Source organism: Streptococcus mitis (assembly GCF_000722705.1).
Lineage (GTDB): Bacteria > Bacillota > Bacilli > Lactobacillales > Streptococcaceae > Streptococcus > Streptococcus mitis_P.
This window is the reverse complement of record NZ_JPFW01000011.1, coordinates 15,556-37,116: the sequence shown is the minus strand read 5'-3', so window position 1 is coordinate 37,116 and position 21,561 is coordinate 15,556. Positions and strand designations below refer to the sequence as shown.

The window sequence follows — 21,561 nt, the reverse complement described above, 5'->3', positions numbered from 1 at the left end:
CAAATTATTATTGTACCATTTTTATCTATTTTATAGAAAAAAATGTTATAGGGAATTACCGTCTTTCAACTCTTTTATCTCTAATAAACTTTCTCCAAAAATCAGCAGACCTTCTAAAATTTCATAGTCTTTCTTATTTCGGACATAAAATACAAGCTCCATTAATCCTTCATTCTCAGCCATAGCTGCTTTTAAGTTTGTTGCCGATAAAGCTTTAAAATAATCTTGAGCCAAGAACAGTCGCTGAGTGACTTTTTCAAATTGAACTGTAATCTTGTTCTCTTTTCTTTCCACACGTTGAACAAATACCTTATCAAGATAAGACTTAACCAAACCAATCTCTAAAAGATAGGCAACAACATCTGGGTATTCTCCAAAGCGGTCCATCAACTCTTCTTGTAACTCTTCATAATTGACACAGTTGTCAATTTGACGAATTTTTTTATAAATTTCAATCTTATGTCGTTGGTCTGAAATATAAGTATCAGGAAGATAAGCATCAATTTGTAAAATCAACTCAGCATTTCCTTTGGTTCTTGTGTTAGCATTCCCGTTTCGTTTAGCAATAGCTTCCTCTAGTAACTGCGAATACAATTCAAAACCAACAGAATCAATGAAACCAGACTGGGATTTTCCTAGGAGATTTCCTGCTCCACGAATAGAAAGATCTCGCATAGCAATCTTAAATCCTGAGCCCAATTCTGTAAATCCTTTGATTGCTTCTAATCTCTTTTCAGAGACTTCACTAATTGATTTTTCTGGACGATACATGAGATAGGCATAAGCAATACGATTACTACGACCTACTCTTCCTCTTAATTGATACAAGGTTGACAAGCCCATATGGTCCGCATTTTCAATAAATAAGGTATTGGCATTTGGAATGTCCACCCCTGTCTCAATAATGGTAGTCGTCACCAAGATATCATACTGTCCCTCAATAAAGTCTAATAGAGTATTTTCCAACTGGATTTCACTCATGCGACCATGAACATAACCAATCGAAGCCTCTGGAATTAACTCCTGTAATTCTGAAACCTTCTGATCAATTGTGTCAACTTTGTTGTAAAGATAGTAAACTTGACCTCCACGCTCCATTTCACGCAAGACCGCATCACGAATAACACTACCATTCTTTTCTAAAACATAGGTTTGAACAGGATAGCGATTGGTTGGAGGAGTTTCAATAACAGATAAATCTCTTATTCCCAGCATAGACATATGAAGCGTACGAGGAATTGGCGTTGCTGTCAAGGTTAGGACATCCACTTGTTTTTTCAATTCTTTCAAGGTTTCCTTATGCTTGACACCAAATCGTTGTTCCTCATCAATAATCATCAAGCCCAAATCAGCAAACACAACATCTTTTGACAAAACCCGATGGGTTCCAATCAAAATATCAACTTGACCGTTTTTCAATTTTTCAAGTGTTTCAGTCTGCTCTTTTTTACTTCTAAAGCGACTCAACACATCAATATTAACAGCAAAATTTTGGAACCGTTCCTTAAAATTCGTGTAGTGCTGTTGCGCTAAAACTGTCGTAGGAACTAGAACGACCACCTGTTTGTGATCATTGACAGCCTTAAAGGCTGCACGCATTGCAACTTCAGTCTTTCCAAAACCAACATCCCCAACTAAAAGTCGATCCATTGGTTGAGAATTCTGCATATCTCTCTTGATTTCCTCGATACTACGAAGTTGATCATCTGTTTCAACATAAGGAAAAGCATCATCAAAAGCATCTTGCTCTTCATCATCAGCTGAAAAAGCATAACCTTTCAACTGACTACGCTCAGAATAGAGTTTGATTAAATCGTCTGCTATATCCTCTACCTGATTCTTAACTTTTTGCTTAGCCTTCTTAAAATGACCATCATTTAATTTATTAAGTTTTGGCGCTTTACCATCACTTGAAACATATTTAGACAGTAGATGAATCTGTTCTACTGGGATAGAGATTTGATCACCATTTTGATATTGAACACTGACATAATCGCGGTGAAGTCCCTTGATTTCAATTGTTTCAATCCCTAGATATTGACCAATTCCATGGATATGGTGAACAACGTAATCGCCTTTTTCAAGTTCATTATAATCTTTTAAGCGCTCCGCATTTGAAACATGTTGTCTTCGAAAACGACGTTTTAATTTCTTTTGAAAAATCTCATGTTCAGTTATAAATAAAATCTTTTCATCTACAAAATGAAAACCATGTCTGAGATTGCCCTCTATTAAGTTTACAGATTCTTTACAGATACTTGACTTATCTCTGGAATCCAATTTAATCTGGTAGTCCTCTAAAACATCCTCCAATGTTTTACTTCCCATTGAATTACTAGACTGCAAGATAATAGTGTAGTCCATTTTTTTATATCGTTCAATTTCTTCTTTTAGAAAAGAAAATTGATTGAAAAACTCTTGCATGGAATATTGATTAAATTGATAAATGTGATCAAACTTGAGATTTCCTAACCCCTTTTGCAGATTAGAGAAAAAGGTCACTGGACTTTGTTTTTTATAGATTTGCTCAGTATCTGCAAAATAGTGCATTTCAGAAAATGCTTTACTATTCTGTAACTCTTCTGTAAAGTATTGCGCTAATTCTCTTTCAAAGACTTCATACTGATTCATCAATTTTTGATAATCATCAAAGAATATTGGAGTATCTTTTTTAATATAATCAAAGACAGTCCATGTCTTGTCATAGCATAAAGATAAAAACTTCCTAGAATCTAAATGCACTTGTTTTTGATGAAAACTTGACAAAATTTCTTCTAGATAGGATTTTAAAATCGGTGATAGAGTCTTTGAAATTTGCTTTTCTAAAACTGACTGTCCTCGTTGATAATCCTTTTCTCTCAAAAACATATCACTAGCTGGAAAGATGGTAAATTCTGACTGATTTTCTTTTGATAATTGTGTTTCGACTTCAAAAGTACGAATTCCATCTACTTCATCACCAAAAAACTCAATTCGGCAAGGTTCTAACTGGAATATTTCAAAAATATCTAAAATATCTCCTCGAAGACTAAATTCTCCTTGAGTTTGTACTTGTGTAACCTTTCGATAACCGATTTCTTTTAACTGATGGATAAGTGCGTTTTGGTCATATTCTTCACCCACTGATATTTTTACAATACTATCTTTAAATACATTGGGAGAAGGTAAAAACAATCGACTTGCTGCAATATTACAAACTAAAATCCCTTTTTTAGATGGATCATTCAAAAAACGTAAGGCTTCAACCCGTGAGATAATTTTTTCTTGTGAAGACATCAAAAACTCTACCATAGGAGAATCATCTACCAAAAATGGATAGACAAGTTCCTCACCTAAGATAGAAATAAGATCACTAATAAGCCCTTCTGCTTCTCCATAAGTTGATGTCAATAAAACAATCTTATCTTCTTTCTTCAAACTACTGGCGATTGCTAAAGCTTTTGTAGAAGTTGACAAGCCTAACATTAATTGTCTTCTTTTATCTGTCAGATTTTGATGCCATTTTTTTATTTGATCATTTTCTGAGAATAAATCTAATAAGGTCACCATTTATCCGTTATACCTCTGCATAGTTTTTTCAAAATTTTTCTCTTGTAAATAGTAGTTTACAGAATCGTCAACTTTGTCAATAGACTGTAAAATACCAATATAATCATCCTTGTCAAAGGTACTCAAAACATGGTTAACAACTAACATGCCATTTTTAGGTCTTCCGATTCCAATCTTAACACGATTAAAGGTCTGAGTCCCTATATGTTGAATAATAGACTTGATACCATTATGACCACCTGCTGAGCCCTTTGCTCTTAAACGAATTTTCCCAACTTCCATGTCAAGGTCGTCGTAAATGACGAGTAAATCTTTAATATCCAAACCATAGTAAGCCAATAAAGCATGAACTGCTTTTCCACTTTCATTCATAAAGGTCGTTGGTTTGACTAGATAAATTTTTTCTCCATTGAAGAAAAAAGATGCTAGATCAGCTTGAAATATCTTATCATTTGTAAAAGTGACATTCTGTTTTTTCGCTAGTTGGTCAATCAACATAAAACCAACATTGTGTTTTGTTTCAAAATATTTATCACCTGGATTTCCCAAGCCTACAAGTAATTTGGTCATTTATTTTTCCTTTCAAAAGCCAAAAGGGCTGGAATTTTTTTCCAACCTAATTGATGCTATTCATTAAATTCTTTAAACATTAAAGCGGAATTCCATGATATCGCCATCTTGAACGATATATTCTTTTCCTTCTTCACGCAAGCGCCCAGCTTCTTTTACAGCCTTTTCAGATCCGTATTTCACTAGATCCTCATATGACATAGTTACTGCACGAATAAATCCTTTTTCAAAGTCTGAGTGGATAATACCAGCTGCTTGAGGAGCTTTTATACCACGTTTAAAGGTCCAAGCACGAACTTCTTTTTCACCAGCTGTGAAGTAAGTTCCAAGTCCAAGTAAGTGATAAGCTGCGCGAGTTAATTTGTCAACGCCTGATTCTGTCAACCCAAGTGCTTCAAGAAACTCTTGCTTATCTTCATCGTCTAACTCAGAAATTTCTTCCTCAGCACGCGCAGAAATAACTACCACTTCAGCATTTTCTGTCGCTGCAAATTCTCGAATTTGTTTGACATAGTCGATAGAATCTGGATCTGAAACTACATCCTCATCTACATTGGCAACATAAAGAACTGGTTTAGTTGTCAAAAGGAAGAGACCTTTGACAACTTTTTGTTCTTCATCTGTAAACTCGATTGTACGAGCTGATTTCCCATCTTCAAGAACAGGTTTAATCTTTTGAAGAACATTAAATTCTGCTACTGATTCTTTATCTTTTTGCGTACGTGCCATCTTTTCTACACGCGCGTAACGCTTATTGACTGATTCTAAGTCAGCAAGAATCAATTCCAGATTAATTGTATCAATATCTGCAAGTGGATCCACAAAGGCATCTTCACGTCCTTGCTCGCGCATCACATTTTCATCATCAAAAGCACGAACTACGTGAACGATCGCATCTACTTCACGAATATTGGCCAAGAATTTATTCCCTAGCCCTTCTCCTTTTGAAGCTCCTTTTACAATCCCTGCAATATCTGTAAATTCAAATGTTGTTGGCACTGTCTTTTTAGGTGTGATCATTTCCGTTAGTTTTTGTAGACGTTCATCTGGAACTTCCACCATTCCAACATTTGGATCAATAGTCGCAAATGGGTAGTTTGCTGCCTCTGCTCCTGCTTTTGTAATTGCATTAAATAGTGTTGATTTACCAACGTTTGGCAAACCAACGATACCTGCTGTTAAAGCCATATTTTCTTATTCTCCATTTTCATTTCAATCCCTAATATTATAACACAAAAAGGGAAAACTTGCTAACCCTCTAACTAAGGCTTCTTAGTCAATAATTTTATTCATTTTTCGATCAAAATCATAGCGCCCCATCATGACAACATGGTCACAATTACTACATTTGATTTTGATATCTGCTCCTACACGTGTAATTTCCCAACGATTAGCCTTTTTACCTGTTGACTTGATGGTACAAGCGTGTGGTTTTTTCATTTCAACAAAATTTCCAACTTGATACATAGCTACTCTCCTTTTCTTTTTCGATTATATCATAAAAGAGGCGAGCTAGGCTCAACCTCTTTCACTTAATTTGTACGAACTGGGGTGATAAGTTGCATGAAGTCCTCATCAGTATCTGCTGGCACAAGAGTAAATGGACGAACAGCTGAGATAAAACTAATGGTCACCTTTTCGCTATTTAAAGCCTTAAGAGAATCAATCAAATAAGTTGGGTTGAAACTAATAGTCAAATCTTCACCAGTCACCTGATCAGTATCGATTTCTTCGTTTACTTTACCAACTTCTGGAGAGTGAACATGAGCACTAACAACCCCACCTTTAATTTCAAGTTTCACAGTACCATTTTGAGTCGCACTTGATAAAAGACGAGCACGTTCCATTGACTGACGCAAGTTTACCACATCAAAAGTGATTGTAGTATTAAAGTCTGTTGGAATCAAGCGATCTGTATCAGGATAGTTACCTTCTAACAAACGAGTATAGAAGCTAATATTTTCACTTCTAAAGAGGATTTGATTGTTGGCAAAGAAAATCTCTACAGTTTCAATATCATCTGTAAATACCGCTGAAAATTCGCGTAGAGAACGACTAGGAATCACTACATCAAAATCATCACTATTTTTCTCAAGCGTTAATTTCTTCTGACTTAGACGATGAGAGTCTGTTGCAACTGTTTTTAACTCTTTGTGTTGGCTCAATACAAAATGAACACCTGTCAAAATTGGACGACTCTCTTGTGTACTTGCAGCAAAAGCTGTTTCATTGATAATTTTCTTGAGTAATTTTGTTTCAAGAATCAAAGGAGTGCTTGCTGAAATTTCTTGGATTCGTGGATATTGTTCGCTATCTTTTCCTTTTAGGGTAATTTCTGATTTGCCGCTAGTTAAAACAATTTGATTTTGTTCAATTTCTTTAAAATCAAGAGTCACATCTGGAAGACTAGATACAACATTGATAAAGAAAGAAGCTTCAAGAAGGATCGAACCTAAAGAAGTAATTAACAAACCAGCATCTTCATTTTTTTGAGAAATAAAATTTTCAATTGAAATTTGACCATTTGATCCAATTAAAGTAACACCTTCATTGGTCACGTCAATTTTAACAGTTGATAAAATAGGAATAGCATTTTTAGAACTAATAGCTCTCTTAGTAGTATTTAAGGCTTGTAGAAATAAATTTTTATTAATTGAAAAATGAATCATGGATTCTCCTTTATTTATTTTTAGTATTAGAAGGATAATAGTAATAATAGAGTCTGTGAAATCTGTGGAAAACAGACTAAAAGTAAGTTATAGCAAGTTTTTTGGCTTGTTTAAAAAATGTGGATAAAAAAGATAGAAAAGCGAAAGTTATCCACAAGTTATTTGATTTTCTTTCTGATTGATTCAATTTCTAAACGTAAATTATCGTCTTCATCAATCAAAGATTTAATTTTTGCATGGGCATGAATGACTGTTGTATGATCTTTTCCACCAAATTCTTTCCCAATTTTTGGAAGACTATTATCTGTTAGTTCTCTAGATAAATACATAGCTACTTGACGGGCTAAAACAATATTTTGAAGGCGCCTGCTTCCCTTCATTTCTTTGACACTAACTCCATAGAAGTTACCTACTTCAGCTTGAATTTTATCAATTGGAATGACGAGGATTTGGCTAACATCTTGTTTTCGAGCTCTAATAGCTTCTGCAGCAACATCAATCGTAATATCTTTGATTTTCTTTACTCTAGCAACTAAGGTGATGTCATTAATTGCTCCCTCAAGGTCTCGAACATTTGAATCAAATTGACCTGCTAAGTATTCTAAAGTATCGTTTTGGAAATTATAGCCTAAATGTTCTGTCTTACTTTGTAAAATGGCAATACGAGTTTCAAATTCAGGAGGTGTAATATGCTGGGTTAATCCCCAACTAAAGCGCGTGACAAGTCTTTCTTCAAGGCCTTCCAGATGTTTTGGACTTCTGTCACTGGTTAGAACAATTTGTTTTTGCTTGTCGTGAAGGGCATTAAAGGTATTAAAAAATTCTTCTTGTGTTGCGACTTTTTTACCACTTAAAGATTGAATATCATCAATCAGTAAAAGATCAAGGCTACGGTAAGTTTTTTTAAACTTTTCCATTTCTCCTAGTCTTAAGTGATCTAGGAAGTCGTTAATAAAGCTTTCAGCAGGGATATATTTAACACGCGCATCAGGAATGTTTTTTAGAATTTCATTACCAATAGCATTTAATAGGTGAGTCTTACCAAGGCCTGGTCCTCCATAGATAAAAAGAGGGTTATAGGTCAAAGCAAGATCCTCTGAAACAGCTAAAGCAGCAGATTTTGCCCAAACATTTCCATCTCCTTGGATAAAATTATCAAAGGTATACTTCTCTTTTAATCCAGTCTCCGAATAAGGAATAGATGCTAACTTTGGACTATAGTCATAAAGAGTTGAATTTGTAGCTTCTTCAACTTGTGAGATAGTCGTATCTTGAGGTTTAGTGAAAATATAGTGGGGAGTTATTTCAGCATCATAAATTTCAAAACCAGCTACTACAATAATATCTTTTAGTTGTTTTTCCCAGACCATTTCCATTTCAGATCGGGGTAAAAATATAGTAGCAACATTTTCTTCTACCTTGATGAGTTCAGCTTGAATAGCATAGAAATCATACATGGATCGAGTCAGTCTTTCTTGTGCAAATTCTAAGATACGATTCCAAAATTGTCTTTCTCTCAATCCGTTCTCCTCCTTTACTACTTGTTTAAAAGTTTAATACTAGACTTATTTTACCATAGATAGCAAGAATTTTCCACAAGCTGTGAAAAATAATCCACAATGTTATCAAGTTTTATCCACAAGTTGGGGATAAGATTAAAAACTATTGATTTATTAGGCTTTTTATTGAAAAAAATAGTGGATAACTTTGTGAGATAAAAAAATAAAAGAACAGCCTTATTTCAGGCTGTTGATAATTCTACTGTATTCTTCTTGATTTGAAAAAGAAATAATGATTTTTCCACTGTCTTTTTTAGACAGTTTGATTTCTACATCTAATCCGAGTAGTTTTTTTAACTGTTCTTCTTCATTTTGTATGAAATGATCATTTTTTTGCAGTTTCTTTTGTTTTTTCTCTGTCAGAAGAGCTTCTAACTTCCTTACAGAAATATCTTCCTCCATAATTCGTTGAAAGAAATAGTCTTGTTGTTCCTTATTCAACCCAACTAGCGAACGCGCATGGGCTTGTGATAGTTTGCCATTTTCTACTTCTGAGATAATCTGTTCTGGTAAGGAAAGCAAACGAATCGAGTTGCTGATATAAGGACGAGACTTGCCCATTTTATCTGCAATTTCAGTATGGGTAAATCCTTTCTCTACAAGAGATTCATAGGCGCGTGCTTCTTCTATTGGATTTAAATTTTCTCTCTGTAAATTTTCAATGATGGACTGGACCATCATCTCCTGGTCTGAAAGTTGTTTAACAACAGCTGGGATAGACGTCAGACCAGCTAAAAGTGAAGCACGATAGCGTCTCTCTCCTGCAAGGATTTCATAACCAATCACAGGAGATTGACGAACAATAATCGGTTGAATGACTCCATTTTCTTTGATAGACTGTGCTAGTTCATGTAGTTTTTCTCTATCAAATTCTTTTCGAGGTTGATAGGGATTTTTTTGTATATCTGTGATAGAAATTATTTCAAATTTTTCCATGATTCTACACTAACACATCTTTTCTCTTATGTAAAGTTTTCTTTACATAGATGTCAATTAAGATTCTAAATCACCTGAACTCTTGTCAAGTTTAATAGATGTAGTTTCTTCTTTACCGTTACGATAGTAAGTTATCTTAATGGTGTCTCCGATAGAATGATTGTAAAGAGCACTTTGTAAGTCTGTTGATGAAGCAATCTCTTTGTCATCTACTTTTGTAATAACATCGTATTTTTCAAGGTGACCATTGGCAGGCATATTACTTTGTACAGAACGAACAACTACACCAGATGTTACACTGCTTGGAATATTGAGTCTTCTAATATCACTTGTATTAATATTTGAGAGATTGACCATTTGAATGCCCAAAGCTGGACGCGTCACTTTTCCGTTCTTTTCCAACTGTTCAATAATATTGATAGCGTCATTTGCAGGAATTGCGAAACCAAGACCTTCTACAGAGGTTCCTCCATTTGTGGCAATTTTGCTTGATGTAATTCCTATAACCTGTCCTTGGATATTGATCAGTGGGCCGCCAGAGTTACCTGGGTTAATAGCAGTATCAGTTTGGATGGCTTTTGTAGAAATGGCTTGTCCATCTTCAGATTTTAAGGATACATTTCGATTGAGACTAGATACAATACCTTGAGTGACAGTATTTGCATATTCAGAACCTAGCGGGCTACCAATAGCAATAGCAGTTTCTCCTACATTTAACTTACTAGAATCACCAAACTCAGCTACTGTTGTCACTTTTTCTGAAGAGATTTTGACGACAGCAATATCAGAGAAAGTATCAGCTCCGACGATTTCTCCAGGTACTTTAGTTCCATCTGACAAACGAATATCTACTTTGCTGGCGCCATTTATAACGTGATTGTTGGTGACAATGTAAGCTTCTTTGTCATTTTTTTTATAAATGACTCCAGATCCTTCACTAGAAATTTGCTGAGAATCTGTATTAGTATCATCATTACCAAATACGCTATTTTGTCTATTTGCTGAATAAGTAATAACAGAAACAACAGCATCTTTTACTTTGTTAACAGCCTGAGTTGTTGAATTTTCGTTTTTATAGGCTGTCTGTGTGATAGTGCTATTGTTGTTGGAGTTACTTACACCACTTTTTTGAGTTAGTTGAGTTATTGAAAAACTACCCAAAGCCCCACTAAAAAAGCTAATGACGATAACGATTAATAATTGAAACCATTTTTTATAAAATGTTTTTAAATGTTTCATATTTGCCTCCATATGTTTGAAATTACTGAAAGTATAAACTGACTAACTTAATTATAACTTAAACACAAAAGTTTTTCACAGATTGTGGATAACTTTTGAAAATCTGTGGTTTTCTAGGTGAAAATTAACTTTTTGTTTTGTGAATAAGATGTGAAAAAAATCGAGAATATGTTAGAATAGAGTCATGAAAATTAAAGTTGTAACAGTTGGGAAACTGAAAGAAAAGTATTTAAAAGATGGTATCGCAGAGTATTCAAAACGAATTTCTCGATTTGCTAAGCTTGAAATGATTGAGCTGGCAGATGAAAAAACACCAGATAGGGCTAGTGAGTCAGAAAATCAAAAGATTTTAGAAATAGAAGGTCAGAGAATTTTATCAAAAGTTGGTGATCGTGATTTTGTTATTGTGTTGGCTATAGAAGGGAAAACTTTCTCCTCGGAAGAATTTAGTAAGCAGTTAGAAGAAGCTTCTATAAAAGGATTTTCTACTCTTACCTTTATTATTGGGGGGAGTTTAGGATTAGCACAGGATGTAAAAAAGAGAGCTAATCTTTCTGTTAGTTTTGGCCGTCTAACTTTACCACATCAGTTAATGAGACTAGTCCTTGTTGAACAAATCTATCGCGCTTTTACGATTCAGCAGGGCTCCCCCTATCATAAATAGAAAATTGACTTTTAATTGAATTTTTGGTAGAATGATTGTGTTAGGTCTCATAGCTCAGCTGGATAGAGCATTCGCCTTCTAAGCGAACGGTCGCAGGTTCGAATCCTGCTGGGATCAATATAGTAGCAAAGCTGGGAATTTTCCCGGCTTTTTTCTTAAAAAAGTACACTTGGGGAGAAAAAAATGACAGTTGAGAGAATTTTATCTAAAACGAAATTCCATTTTGTATAATGGTTTTTGTAAGTTAGCTTACAAGAAAAAAACATTGAGGAGATTTTATTATGAAAAACACAGTTAAATTGGAACAGTTTGTAGCCTTGAAGGAAAAAGACTTGCAAAAAATTCAAGGTGGGGAGATGAGGAGAATAGATAAAATGTTCATTAATTTTCTTAAAAGAAGATAAGGGAGTGTTAGAATGAATTTTTTCTTAGTAGTAGATTTTATATTATATTTTTTTATTATTAGTCACAGTTACAGTTTAATTTGCAAAGGTAAAATAAAAACAAAGGAACTATACGTTTTTGGTGCTTATACATTACTAGTAGAAATAGTACTTAGCCTTCCCTTTTATCTTCTACATTTAGATGAATTAGGGATTGTAACATTTTTATTTCCTTTGATGCTATATTCCTATTTTAAATGGATTAAACAGTATGAGAGGGATAGAGGACTATTCCTAAGTTTACTACTATCTCTTTTATATGAGAGCACTCATACCTTTCTGTCTGTAACTTTTTCCTCTATAACAGGAGACAATTTTGTTTTACAATATTATGACCTATTCTTTTTAGTTGTAACGGTGTTGACTTATGTCGTTATCGTAACAATCATTCGTTATTTCCATTTAGAACTAACCTATTTTGACAAGGACTATCTCTATCCTTTCTTGAAAAAAGTATTTTTTGCCTTACTACTGCTACATATTGCATCTTTTGTTTCAGATATGGTAAGTACGATTAAACATTTGAATAGTTTTGGAAGTATTTTGTCATCTATCGTCTTTATCTCTCTATTTTTGACATTATTTGCAATGAATTCTTATAAAGAACAAAAGGAGAAAGAGATTGCTTTGAAGCAGAAGAAATTTGAACAGAAACATTTACAAAATTACACAGATGAAATTGTCGGACTGTATAATGAAATTCGTGGTTTTCGACATGACTATGCTGGAATGCTTGTCAGCATGCAGATGGCAATTGACAGTGGTGATTTACAGGAAATTGACAGAGTTTACAATGAAGTTTTGGTTAAAGCTAATCATAAACTGCGTTCAGATAAGTACACTTACTTTGATTTGAACAACATAGAAGATTCAGCTTTACGAAGTTTGATTGCTCAGTCCATTGTCTATGCTCGAAATAATGGTGTAGAGTTTACATTGGAAGTAAAAGATACTATTACTAAGCTCCCAATTGAACTATTGGATTTGGTTCGTATCATGAGCGTTTTATTGAACAATGCTGTCGAAGGATCGGCTGATAGCTATAAAAAGCAAATGGAAGTAGCAGTTATTAAGATGGAAACTGAAACAGTTATTGTGATTCAGAATTCATGTAAAATGACGATGGCTCCTTCAGGAGATCTATTTGCTTTAGGATTCTCCACTAAGGGAAGAAATCGCGGAGTAGGATTAAATAATGTGAAAGAACTACTAGATAAGTACAACAATATTATTTTAGAAACAGAGATGGAAGGCAGTACATTTAGACAAATCATTAGATTTAAGAGGGAATTTGAATGAAAGTTTTAATTTTAGAGGATGTTATTGAACATCAAGTGAGACTAGAGAGAATATTGGATGAAATTTCGAAAGAATCGAATATTCCAATATCATACAAGACAACGGGAAAAGTCCGTGAATTTGAAGAATACATTGAAAACGATGAAGTAAATCAGCTTTATTTTCTAGATATCGATATTCATGGAATTGAGAAAAAGGGATTTGAAGTGGCTCAACTCATTCGTCATTACAATCCTTACGCTATTATCGTCTTTATCACCAGTCGATCAGAGTTTGCGACTCTGACCTATAAATACCAGGTATCAGCCCTAGATTTTGTTGATAAGGATATCAATGATGAGATGTTTAAGAAGAGAATTGAGCAAAATATCTTCTACACGAAGAGTATGTTACTTGAAAATGAAGATGTTGTAGATTATTTTGATTACAATTACAAGGGAAATGATTTAAAAATTCCTTACCATGATATTTTGTATATTGAAACGACAGGTGTCTCTCATAAATTACGCATTATTGGTAAGAATTTTGCCAAAGAGTTTTATGGTACCATGACAGATATTCAGGAAAAGGACAAACATACCCAACGATTTTATTCTCCTCATAAGTCATTTTTGGTAAATATAGGCAATATCAGAGAAATTGACCGAAAGAATCTAGAAGTCGTTTTCTATGAAGACCATCGCTGTCCTATTTCAAGGTTAAAAATTAGAAAATTGAAAGATATTCTAGAGAAAAAATCTAAAAAGTGATTGACAATTAGTAAGAAATTGATATAATGGTTATATCTGCTACAGATAGAAGGTCCGTTGGTCAAGGGGTTAAGACACCGCCTTTTCACGGCGGTAACACGGGTTCGAATCCCGTACGGACTATTTTATCCGCCATAGCTCAGTTGGTAGTAGCGCATGACTGTTAATCATGATGTCGTAGGTTCGAGTCCTACTGGCGGAGTATAGATAAAAGAGGAACACAACTGTGTTCCTCTTTTTATATCAATTTGCATCACCAAGCATCTTCATAAGGAAGTCTGTTATTTCTTGAGGACTTTCTTTTTTTCCATGTGCAATCCAAGTTTGACAGACACCAAAAAGTGCATGAGTTAGATAGATGCTACTATATTCTAATTCAGTGGTATTGAGATTTAGTTGCATAAAGCGTTTTTGTAAATCCGTACTAAGCATGATATGAAGTTTATTTCGTAAGAAATTTTGGATTTCTTTAGTCCCATTTTCAGAAAGAAGGGCAGCCAGAAGTGGTTCTGATTCTAGATATTCAAATACTTCTAAAATAGCGTCTCTTTTGTGATGAGCATGTTTTTGAAAAATATATTCAAATGTATGGAATAGCTTGCTTTGATAGTGCTCAATCATATCATACTTATCCTTATAGTGAGTATAGAAGCTGGAACGACTAATTCCGGCTTTGTCTGCTAACTTGACAGTAGAAATTTGATCAAATGGTTGTTCCATCAGTAGTTGTACCATAGCATTTTCAATAGTTCGCTTTGTTTTTAAGCGTTTGTTACTTTCTTGCATATTTCCTCCTTGTAAACAAATTAGACTATCTGTCTAAAAATGGATTTTTTATCTTGTAATTTAGATTTTTTAATGTATAATCTATTATATCAAAATTTTAGACAATATGTTTAAAAAAGGAGAAGATATGTTTAAAGAATGGAAAGCAATTTTTAAAAAACCAACCTTTATTATTGTTATGATAGGGATTTCTCTTATTCCAGCTCTGTACAATATCATATTTTTGTCATCAATGTGGGATCCATATGGTCAGTTATCTGATTTACCTGTGGCAGTTGTCAATCATGATAAAGAAGCTTCCTATAACGGTAATACCATGGCTATAGGAAAAGACATGGTGTCCAATTTAAAAGAAAATAAAACCTTGGATTTTCATTTTGTAGATGAAGAGGAAGGAAATAAGGGATTGGAAGATGGCGATTACTATATGGTAGTGACTTTACCAAGTGATTTATCTGAAAAAGCAGCTTCTATTTTAACGAATCATCCAGAGCAAATGCAAATCGATTATCAGACTTCAAGTGGTCATAGTTTTATTGCTAGCAAGATGAGCGATTCTGCGATGACACAATTAAAGCAGAATGTGTCTACAAATGTAACTGAGACCTATACTAAAGCTTTATTTAACAAGATGGTCGAATTAAAAGATGGTATGAGTCAAGCAGCTTCTGGTAGTAAAAAATTAACTGATGGAGCGAATCAATTAGTGACAGGAAGTCAAACATTAACTACCAACCTGCACTCTTTAGCAGATTCAAGTTTAACATTTTCAAATGGAACGGAGCAGTTTACTAAAGGATTATCTGCTTATGTTTCTGGTGTTGAACAACTTCATCTTGGCTTAGGGACTTTTAATAGTGGTTTGGTTACATATACTGGTGCAGTGAGTAAATTAGATAGCGGATTAGGTCAATTAGCTTCTAAAAGTCCTGAATTAGTAGGGGGAATCAATCAGTTATATACTGGTGTAGAGGCCTATACTGGAGGTGTTTCTCAGCTTAATACTGGTCTTAACCAATTTTCATCTGGTGTTAGTGCCTATACAAATGGAGTGGGAAATCTTGCAACAGGTGCGAATCAGTTATCTAGTCAATCAGCTACACTTCGAATGGGTGTGGAGCAATTAAGTGAAGGGATTCAACAACTTTCTAGTAAGTTAGATGCTTCATCTGGGCAAAAAGATCAAATTAATCAATTATCTTCTGGTCTAAATCAGTTAAATCAAGCTATTCAAAATATTGATGTTGGAGATACAAAACAATTGTCTTCTGTTTTATCAAGTATAGTTTCTCTTTCTAATCAAATGTTAGCAAGTGCTCAGTCTGAAAAAGCAACTACATTAGCCAATATTCAATCAACAGCAGTTTATCAATCATTGACAAGTGAGCAACAAGCTGAGATAAGCGCTTCTGTATCTCAAAATTCGACTGATAGTATTCAATCGGCTCAGTCAATTATAGCTTTAGTACAAGGTTTACAGGGAAGTTTAGAAAACTTACAAAATCAATCTTCAAATCTTTCGACGTTAAAAAATCAAGCTAATCAAGTATTACCTATTGCTTCTACTTCTTTGACAGAATTGTCAAGTGGATTAACAGAAATACAGGGAGCAGTGACGAGTAAATTAGTTCCTGCTAGTCAGTCGATTGCATCAGGTGTAAATGCATATACTGCAGGTGTTGATAAAGTTTCTCAGGGCGCAAGTCAACTAAGTGAAAAGAATTCCACCTTGACAGGTAGTTTGGATCAACTAGTTTCAGGCTCAAATACCTTGACACAAAAATCTTCTAGCTTGACAGCAGGAGTTGGTCAATTAGTTGAAAGAACTCCAGAATTAGTATCTGGTATTGAAAAATTATCAACTGGCTCTAACCAATTGAATCAAAAGAGTCAAGAATTAATGGCAGGAGTTGATAAATTACAATCAGGATCTGGTCAATTAGCAGACAAATCCAGTCAGTTAATTTCAGGTGCTTCTCAATTAGAAAGCGGAGCTAATAAATTGGCAGATGGAGCTGGGAAACTAGCAGAAGGTGGAACAAAGTTAACTTCTGGATTGGAAGGTTTACAGATAGGAGTTGTTTCTTTGGGACAAGGATTAAGTAATGCTAGTGATCAACTTAAATCAGCATCAACGGAATCTAAAAATGCAGAGATTTTGTCAAATCCACTCAATCTTTCCAAAACAGACAATGACCAAGTTTCTGTAAATGGAATCGCAATGGCTCCGTATATGATATCAGTTGCTCTTTTTGTTGCAGCAATATCAACGAATATGATCTTTGCGAAATTGCCTTCAGGACGTCATCCAGAGAGCCGTTGGGCTTGGTTGAAGTCTCGAGCTGAAATAAATGGTATTATAGCTGTTTTAGCAGGAATTTTGGTATATGGAGGAGTTCATCTTATTGGTTTAACTGCTAATCATGAAATGAGAACATTTATTCTCATTATCCTAACAAGTTTAGCATTCATGTCCATGGTGACCGCTTTAACAACATGGAATAGCCGTATAGGAGCTTTCTTCTCTCTTATTTTGCTTTTATTACAGTTAGCATCAAGTGCTGGTACTTATCCACTTGCCTTGACAAATGATTTCTTTAGAGCTATTAATCCTTGGTTGCCAATGAGTTATTCAGTTTCTGGATTACGACAAACAATCTCTATGACAGGAAATATTCATCATCAAGTCATTTTCCTAGCTGTGATATTAGCCCTATTTACTGGTTTAGGTATGCTAGCCTATCAACCTAAGAAAATGGAAGAAGATTAAAAGAGTCTGGGACAATAGTCCCTTATCTCCAAAAAAAAGCAACGGATTTGCCGTTGCTTTTTTGCATGGTTACGATAGTCTTGGTAAAATAGAATTGCTTAATAAACCATTTAGAAAGGCTATCTCATACATATTCACTATAACACAAATCAAACAACTTTACCACTAGAAATCAGTTCTTTCTTGCCACAAGACCATCTCGTCTTTACTATTGAAAAAGTGGTGAATACCTTGGAGGATTGTCATTTCCACGCCTTCTATCATGCCTTTGGTCGCCCGTCTTATCACCCTAAAATGCTTGTATCTGCTCTTCTATTTGCCTATTCACAAGGGATTTTCTCTGGTCGAAAAATTGAAAAAATGATGGTTGAAAATCTGGCTATGCAGTACCTAACAGGACAGTTGGTTGTCAGCTACCGCACCATCAATCGTTTTCGTGTCGCTGAAGAGATGGAAGAACTCATTCGCAATCTTTTCATCGACCTCAATCTTCGTTTAAAAATGGAAGAGTTAGTGACCTTAGATTGCTTGTTTATTGATGGGACTAAGATTGAAGCCAATGCCAACAAGTATAGTTTCGTGTGGAAGAAAGCAACGGACAAGTTTTCTGTCAAACTTCAAGAACAGATACAGGTCTATTTTCAAGAAGAAATCACTCCCCTTATCCATCAAGCTATCGAACTGGATACACAAGAGCCTATCTCCTCAGAGCAGTTGCTTGAATTCGCTCAAGTCCTTGAAGAAGAATTGGAAAAACTGAACTAGGACATTGAGGAGACACCCGTTAAAGGAAAGGATAAACGTAAAACCCAACGTCGTAAACTCAAGAAAGTCTTGCGTAAAGTCAAGGAGGATTTTTCAGTACGTGCTGAAAAATATGAGAGTTATCAGGAGACATTTGAAGGTCGCAACAGCTTTTCCAAAACCGATCCAGATGCCACTTTTATGAGAATGAAAGAAGACCATATGAAAAATGGCCAACTCAAGGCTGCATATAATCTTCAGATCGCTACTGAAAACCAATTTGTTCTTCACTATGATGTCTTTGCAAATCCGACAGATACCAAGACTCTTCTGCCATTCCTTGAAACCTATCCGCATGACTTGAAGACAGTTGTCGCAGATGCTGGATATGGAAGTGAAGAGAACCTCCTTCGTTTAGATGAAAAGCAGGTAAACCATCTGATTAAATATGCCATGTTTGATAAGGAACAAAAGAGAGGGTATAAACAATCAGCTAAAAACTTAGCGAATTGGCACTATAATGACAAGGAGGATAGCTACACACATCCTAATGGTTGGTGCTATCGTTTTCACCATATCAAACATCAGAAAACACAGACGGACTTTCAACAGGAAATCAAGGTTTACTACGCAGATGAACCTGAATCAGCCCCTCAAAAGGGACTGTATATGAACGAACGCTATCAGCACTTAAAAACGAAAGAATGCCAGGCGCTTTTATCTCCCGAGGGTAGACAGATTTTCGCTCAACGCAAGATTGATGTGGAACCTGTCTTTGGGCAGATAAAGGCTTGTTTGGGGTACAAGAGATGTAATCTGAGAGGGAAGCGTCAAGTGAGAATTGACATGGGATTGGTACTTATGGCCAATAACCTCCTAAAATACAATAAGAGAACGACTCAAAATTAAAAAGCTAGAGTTCTGCTATTGGAAATCTCTAGCTTTTTTGTGGCTGAGAACTATTTTGTCCCAGGCTCTTTTTATGTCTTAGATGACTTTCGTTTGTGATTATAGATCCCAAATAGTAAAAGAGAAGTAAAGGAACAGATTGCTCCAACAACAAACCCATTAGGAATAAAGGAAAGTGTAATAGTTCCTTTTCCCTTAGGAACGTCAACTTTTATAAAACCAGTTTGAGCTTGTTTAATTTCTATTTTTTTACCATCTTGGTAGGCAGACCAGCCTTTGTCATAAGGAATGGTGAAGAAAATGGATGTATCTTGTTTGATATCATATGTAGCAAAGACCTTATTTTTAGAAGTTGATACTGTGACAGGTTGCTCTTTAATTTTTTGAATTGCCTCGGTGAAAGTTTTGGTATCTAAACGATAGAAGGTAGGAGATTCAAATGATACTTGTGAATTTCCAGGGAAACTAACATTAATATTGAAAGTTTTTTTCTCTTTTGTATAGCCTAGATTAAAGAAGGAGAAGACATTATCAGTTGTAAAAGTTTTCTTTTCCCCATTGACAAGGATGTCAACTTTCTTTTGTTTATCATTAGAAAAGTGAAGGTTTGTGAAAGAAAGATAAACTTGGCTGTTTTCTGGCACTTCAATTTGATATTGGATTGCTGCATCCTCATTTGAAGAACTTGTAACACTAGTTAAATCATCAGTATTCTCTGTTTTTTCATAGGGGATTGGAGAAAAATAATCAAAATTGACGTCAGCAAGTTGATTTAAAAACGAGGCCTGATTATCTAGAGTGTGTTCAGTGAACTTGACATCATTGTAAACAGATTGACTAGCAAAGGCAATCGGAAGAGAGTATTGATTTTCATATAGGGTGAGATTATCTTTTTGATATACATCTTGGAATCCATACTTATCAATAGGACTGTCTGAGATATTGTACTGGATACCAAATAAACTATCAGCCAAAATACTATTATTTGCATAGCGGAGATTGAGATTAGTCCCAGAGGATTTAAATCCAAGTTTATCCAAAGTAGAGCTTGCTGAACGATTTCGAACAGATGAAAATTGAGAGATTCCATTGTAGTTAAATTTCATACTGTCATTTCCTGTCTGAGTTTGTAGTTTCTCAGTACGAGTAAATGGATCCTCAATATATGTTGAGAAAGATTCCATAGCTGGGATATCTCTACTATATGCACTTCGAGAAGCAAATCCCCATTCCTTAGCAATTCCGTCTATTTGAGATGAAGCATTTAAACTTATTTCAACCATTATAAATAAAGAGATTAGAATGGCAAATAGATTTACAGAGATAAACTTTTTGATAACTGCAAGGAGTAAAAGAGAATAGACAATCAAAAATTCAAGAGTCAGTAGAATATTCAAATCTGTTAAAAAAGAATAATGTGATTTTAGATAGATGGTAGCTAAAAATCCTGTTACTATAAGAAGAAGCGAAACTAAAAAATTCCAGATTTTAATTTCTTTCAGACGATTTAAGACTTCAGCTGCTGTGTAAATTAACAAGGTAGAGAAAATCCAAGCATAGCGATGTAAAAACATGTTTGGAGTATGCATGCCTTGCCAAAATAAATCAAGCGCTTCTATATAAAAGCTTGCAATTAGAAATATAAAGAAGATTGCATAGATCAGTTTCACGTGAAACTTAATAGATTTCAGCGTAAAAAATAAAATGGTCAAAATAAAGGGAAGTAGTCCAACAAAAATCATTGGGATAGCCCCATACTTTGTTGTGTCAAAGGAACCAATGAATTGCTTAGCAAAGAGATCAAGATACCAGCTACTTTCAGTTTGAAACTTTGTAACTTCAGTTAATTTTTCCCCATGTGTCTGTAAATCAAACAGAGTGGGAAGAGTCACAATCAAGCTAGCTATACCAGCTAAAAAGGAGGTGATTATGAAATCAAGAAAAGATGATTTTCGAGTTTTAAAGTCCCAAGAAATTTGACAGATATACCAGAAAATAAGAAACAATGCTGTCATATAGCCAAAATAATAGTTTTGGATAAATAATATTGACAGGCTTGTAAAGTATAATGAGAATTTCTTTTCAGTTATAAGTAGGTGTAAACCAGTTATAATTAAAGGAATCAAGATAAAAACGTCTAGCCAGGTTTTTATCTCTAATTGACTGACAGTGAAACTCATCAGAGCGTAAGAAGTGGATAAGGCTAGTTTTAAAGGCTTAGGAATCGATTGAAATAATTTATTTAAACTAAAGTAAGTTGACAGACCAATCAATCCAAATTTTAAGAGAGTTGTCAGATAAACAGCATCAGGCATACTCGATAGATTAAAAAAGTAAACCAGAGGTGAAAGGAAACTACCCAAGTAATAACTAGATAGGGCATAGAAATTCAATCCGAGGCCACTTGTAAAGGTGTAAAACAAACTACCATTTCCATGTAGGATATTTCGTAAAGTTATATCAAAAATAACGTATTGATGAAAGCCATCTCCTAATAGAGGAGAGTTGTCACTATTCCAGTAGATACCTTGAGATAGGTATACTCCTGTCATAATCAATACAGGAATGATGAAAGAAACAAAATAGGTCCAATATGTTTTAAAAAATAATTTCATGTTACCTCATAAAATGTTAGAAAACTCAGCTGGTTAACCCAACTGAGTTTTGAAGTTTTA

The 21,561-nt window shown here is 34.6% G+C and carries 15 protein-coding genes, 3 tRNA genes and 2 pseudogenes; 9 read left to right on the top strand and 11 right to left on the bottom strand.

What is annotated here, in order from left to right:
* Positions 1 to 45 precede the first annotated feature (45 nt).
* From mfd to SK642_RS09610, 8 genes are all read right to left on the bottom strand, one after another.
* On the bottom strand, positions 46 to 3,549 hold the full coding sequence (mfd, locus tag SK642_RS09645; protein ID WP_033684581.1) for a transcription-repair coupling factor: 3,504 nt from the start codon (positions 3,547 to 3,549) through the stop codon (positions 46 to 48).
* A complete protein-coding gene (gene pth / locus SK642_RS09640; protein ID WP_033684580.1) occupies positions 3,550 to 4,119 on the bottom strand; it encodes an aminoacyl-tRNA hydrolase in 570 nt (189 codons plus the stop codon).
* 72 nt (positions 4,120 to 4,191) lie between these two features.
* Positions 4,192 to 5,307 (bottom strand): redox-regulated ATPase YchF, encoded by a 1,116-nt coding sequence (ychF, locus tag SK642_RS09635; RefSeq protein ID WP_033684579.1) that lies wholly within the window; start codon positions 5,305 to 5,307, stop codon positions 4,192 to 4,194.
* Positions 5,308 to 5,391: 84 nt separating this feature from the next.
* On the bottom strand, positions 5,392 to 5,586 hold the full coding sequence (locus tag SK642_RS09630) for a DUF951 domain-containing protein (RefSeq protein ID WP_000285186.1): 195 nt from the start codon (positions 5,584 to 5,586) through the stop codon (positions 5,392 to 5,394).
* Positions 5,587 to 5,651: 65 nt separating this feature from the next.
* Positions 5,652 to 6,788, bottom strand: a complete 1,137-nt coding sequence (dnaN, locus tag SK642_RS09625; protein WP_033684578.1) for a DNA polymerase III subunit beta — start codon at positions 6,786 to 6,788, stop codon at positions 5,652 to 5,654.
* A 158-nt stretch (positions 6,789 to 6,946) separates the two neighbouring features.
* Positions 6,947 to 8,308, bottom strand: coding sequence for a chromosomal replication initiator protein DnaA (dnaA, locus tag SK642_RS09620; protein WP_033684577.1), 1,362 nt, complete (start codon positions 8,306 to 8,308; stop codon positions 6,947 to 6,949).
* Between the two features lie 216 nt (positions 8,309 to 8,524).
* A complete protein-coding gene (locus tag SK642_RS09615) occupies positions 8,525 to 9,283 on the bottom strand; it encodes a ParB/RepB/Spo0J family partition protein (RefSeq protein WP_033684576.1) in 759 nt (252 codons plus the stop codon).
* Between the two features lie 57 nt (positions 9,284 to 9,340).
* Positions 9,341 to 10,522, bottom strand: coding sequence for a S1C family serine protease (locus SK642_RS09610; RefSeq protein ID WP_033684575.1), 1,182 nt, complete (start codon positions 10,520 to 10,522; stop codon positions 9,341 to 9,343).
* Positions 10,523 to 10,706: 184 nt separating this feature from the next.
* Between SK642_RS09610 and rlmH the strand changes: the two genes are divergently transcribed.
* From rlmH to SK642_RS09575, 7 genes are all read left to right on the top strand, one after another.
* Positions 10,707 to 11,186 carry a 23S rRNA (pseudouridine(1915)-N(3))-methyltransferase RlmH gene (gene rlmH / locus SK642_RS09605; protein WP_033684574.1) on the top strand — a complete coding sequence of 160 codons (480 nt, stop codon included), beginning with the start codon at positions 10,707 to 10,709 and terminating at the stop codon, positions 11,184 to 11,186.
* A 43-nt stretch (positions 11,187 to 11,229) separates the two neighbouring features.
* A tRNA-Arg gene (locus tag SK642_RS09600) sits at positions 11,230 to 11,303 on the top strand.
* A gap of 164 nt (positions 11,304 to 11,467) precedes the next feature.
* Positions 11,468 to 11,590, top strand: coding sequence for a competence-stimulating peptide ComC (comC, locus tag SK642_RS09595; protein ID WP_033684573.1), 123 nt, complete (start codon positions 11,468 to 11,470; stop codon positions 11,588 to 11,590).
* Positions 11,591 to 11,602: 12 nt separating this feature from the next.
* On the top strand, positions 11,603 to 12,928 hold the full coding sequence (gene comD, locus SK642_RS09590; RefSeq protein ID WP_033684572.1) for a competence system sensor histidine kinase ComD: 1,326 nt from the start codon (positions 11,603 to 11,605) through the stop codon (positions 12,926 to 12,928).
* Positions 12,925 to 13,677: a competence system response regulator transcription factor ComE gene (gene comE, locus SK642_RS09585; protein WP_033684571.1), complete on the top strand. Its 753-nt coding sequence runs from the start codon at positions 12,925 to 12,927 to the stop codon at positions 13,675 to 13,677. Before comD ends, comE begins: the two co-directional genes overlap by 4 nt.
* 51 nt (positions 13,678 to 13,728) lie before the next feature.
* Positions 13,729 to 13,800, top strand: a tRNA-Glu gene (locus SK642_RS09580).
* Between the two features lie 5 nt (positions 13,801 to 13,805).
* A tRNA-Asn gene (locus tag SK642_RS09575) sits at positions 13,806 to 13,879 on the top strand.
* Positions 13,880 to 13,920: 41 nt separating this feature from the next.
* Here SK642_RS09575 and SK642_RS09570 read toward each other — a convergent pair.
* On the bottom strand, positions 13,921 to 14,463 hold the full coding sequence (locus SK642_RS09570; protein WP_033684570.1) for a TetR/AcrR family transcriptional regulator: 543 nt from the start codon (positions 14,461 to 14,463) through the stop codon (positions 13,921 to 13,923).
* A 127-nt stretch (positions 14,464 to 14,590) separates the two neighbouring features.
* Here SK642_RS09570 and SK642_RS09565 point away from each other — a divergent pair, with 127 nt between their 5' ends.
* On the top strand, positions 14,591 to 17,233 hold the full coding sequence (locus SK642_RS09565) for a YhgE/Pip domain-containing protein (protein WP_033684569.1): 2,643 nt from the start codon (positions 14,591 to 14,593) through the stop codon (positions 17,231 to 17,233).
* On the opposite strand, the pseudogene SK642_RS11230 reads toward SK642_RS09565, so the two are convergent.
* Positions 17,198 to 17,399: pseudogene (locus tag SK642_RS11230) on the bottom strand (hypothetical protein). The gene SK642_RS09565 and the pseudogene SK642_RS11230 sit on opposite strands and share 36 nt — an antisense overlap.
* Here SK642_RS11230 and SK642_RS10655 point away from each other — a divergent pair.
* Positions 17,366 to 18,886, top strand: a pseudogene (locus SK642_RS10655) (IS1182 family transposase). The pseudogenes SK642_RS11230 and SK642_RS10655 sit on opposite strands and share 34 nt — an antisense overlap.
* Positions 18,887 to 18,957: 71 nt before the next feature.
* On the opposite strand, the gene SK642_RS09545 reads toward SK642_RS10655, so the two are convergent.
* Positions 18,958 to 21,501, bottom strand: a complete 2,544-nt coding sequence (locus tag SK642_RS09545; protein WP_033684568.1) for a YfhO family protein — start codon at positions 21,499 to 21,501, stop codon at positions 18,958 to 18,960.
* Positions 21,502 to 21,561 lie beyond the last annotated feature (60 nt).

Coding starts and splice junctions, on each gene's coding strand:
- SK642_RS09545 (WP_033684568.1), bottom strand. CDS start 21,501: ATGAAATTATTTTTTAAAACATATTGGACCTATTTTGTTTCTTTCATC.
- SK642_RS09615 (WP_033684576.1), bottom strand. CDS start 9,283: ATGGAAAAATTTGAAATAATTTCTATCACAGATATACAAAAAAATCCC.
- mfd (WP_033684581.1), bottom strand. CDS start 3,549: ATGGTGACCTTATTAGATTTATTCTCAGAAAATGATCAAATAAAAAAA.
- SK642_RS09570 (WP_033684570.1), bottom strand. CDS start 14,463: ATGCAAGAAAGTAACAAACGCTTAAAAACAAAGCGAACTATTGAAAAT.
- SK642_RS09610 (WP_033684575.1), bottom strand. CDS start 10,522: ATGAAACATTTAAAAACATTTTATAAAAAATGGTTTCAATTATTAATC.
- SK642_RS09630 (WP_000285186.1), bottom strand. CDS start 5,586: ATGTATCAAGTTGGAAATTTTGTTGAAATGAAAAAACCACACGCTTGT.
- ychF (WP_033684579.1), bottom strand. CDS start 5,307: ATGGCTTTAACAGCAGGTATCGTTGGTTTGCCAAACGTTGGTAAATCA.
- pth (WP_033684580.1), bottom strand. CDS start 4,119: ATGACCAAATTACTTGTAGGCTTGGGAAATCCAGGTGATAAATATTTT.
- rlmH (WP_033684574.1), top strand. CDS start 10,707: ATGAAAATTAAAGTTGTAACAGTTGGGAAACTGAAAGAAAAGTATTTA.
- comE (WP_033684571.1), top strand. CDS start 12,925: ATGAAAGTTTTAATTTTAGAGGATGTTATTGAACATCAAGTGAGACTA.
- SK642_RS09565 (WP_033684569.1), top strand. CDS start 14,591: ATGTTTAAAGAATGGAAAGCAATTTTTAAAAAACCAACCTTTATTATT.
- comC (WP_033684573.1), top strand. CDS start 11,468: ATGAAAAACACAGTTAAATTGGAACAGTTTGTAGCCTTGAAGGAAAAA.
- comD (WP_033684572.1), top strand. CDS start 11,603: ATGAATTTTTTCTTAGTAGTAGATTTTATATTATATTTTTTTATTATT.
- dnaN (WP_033684578.1), bottom strand. CDS start 6,788: ATGATTCATTTTTCAATTAATAAAAATTTATTTCTACAAGCCTTAAAT.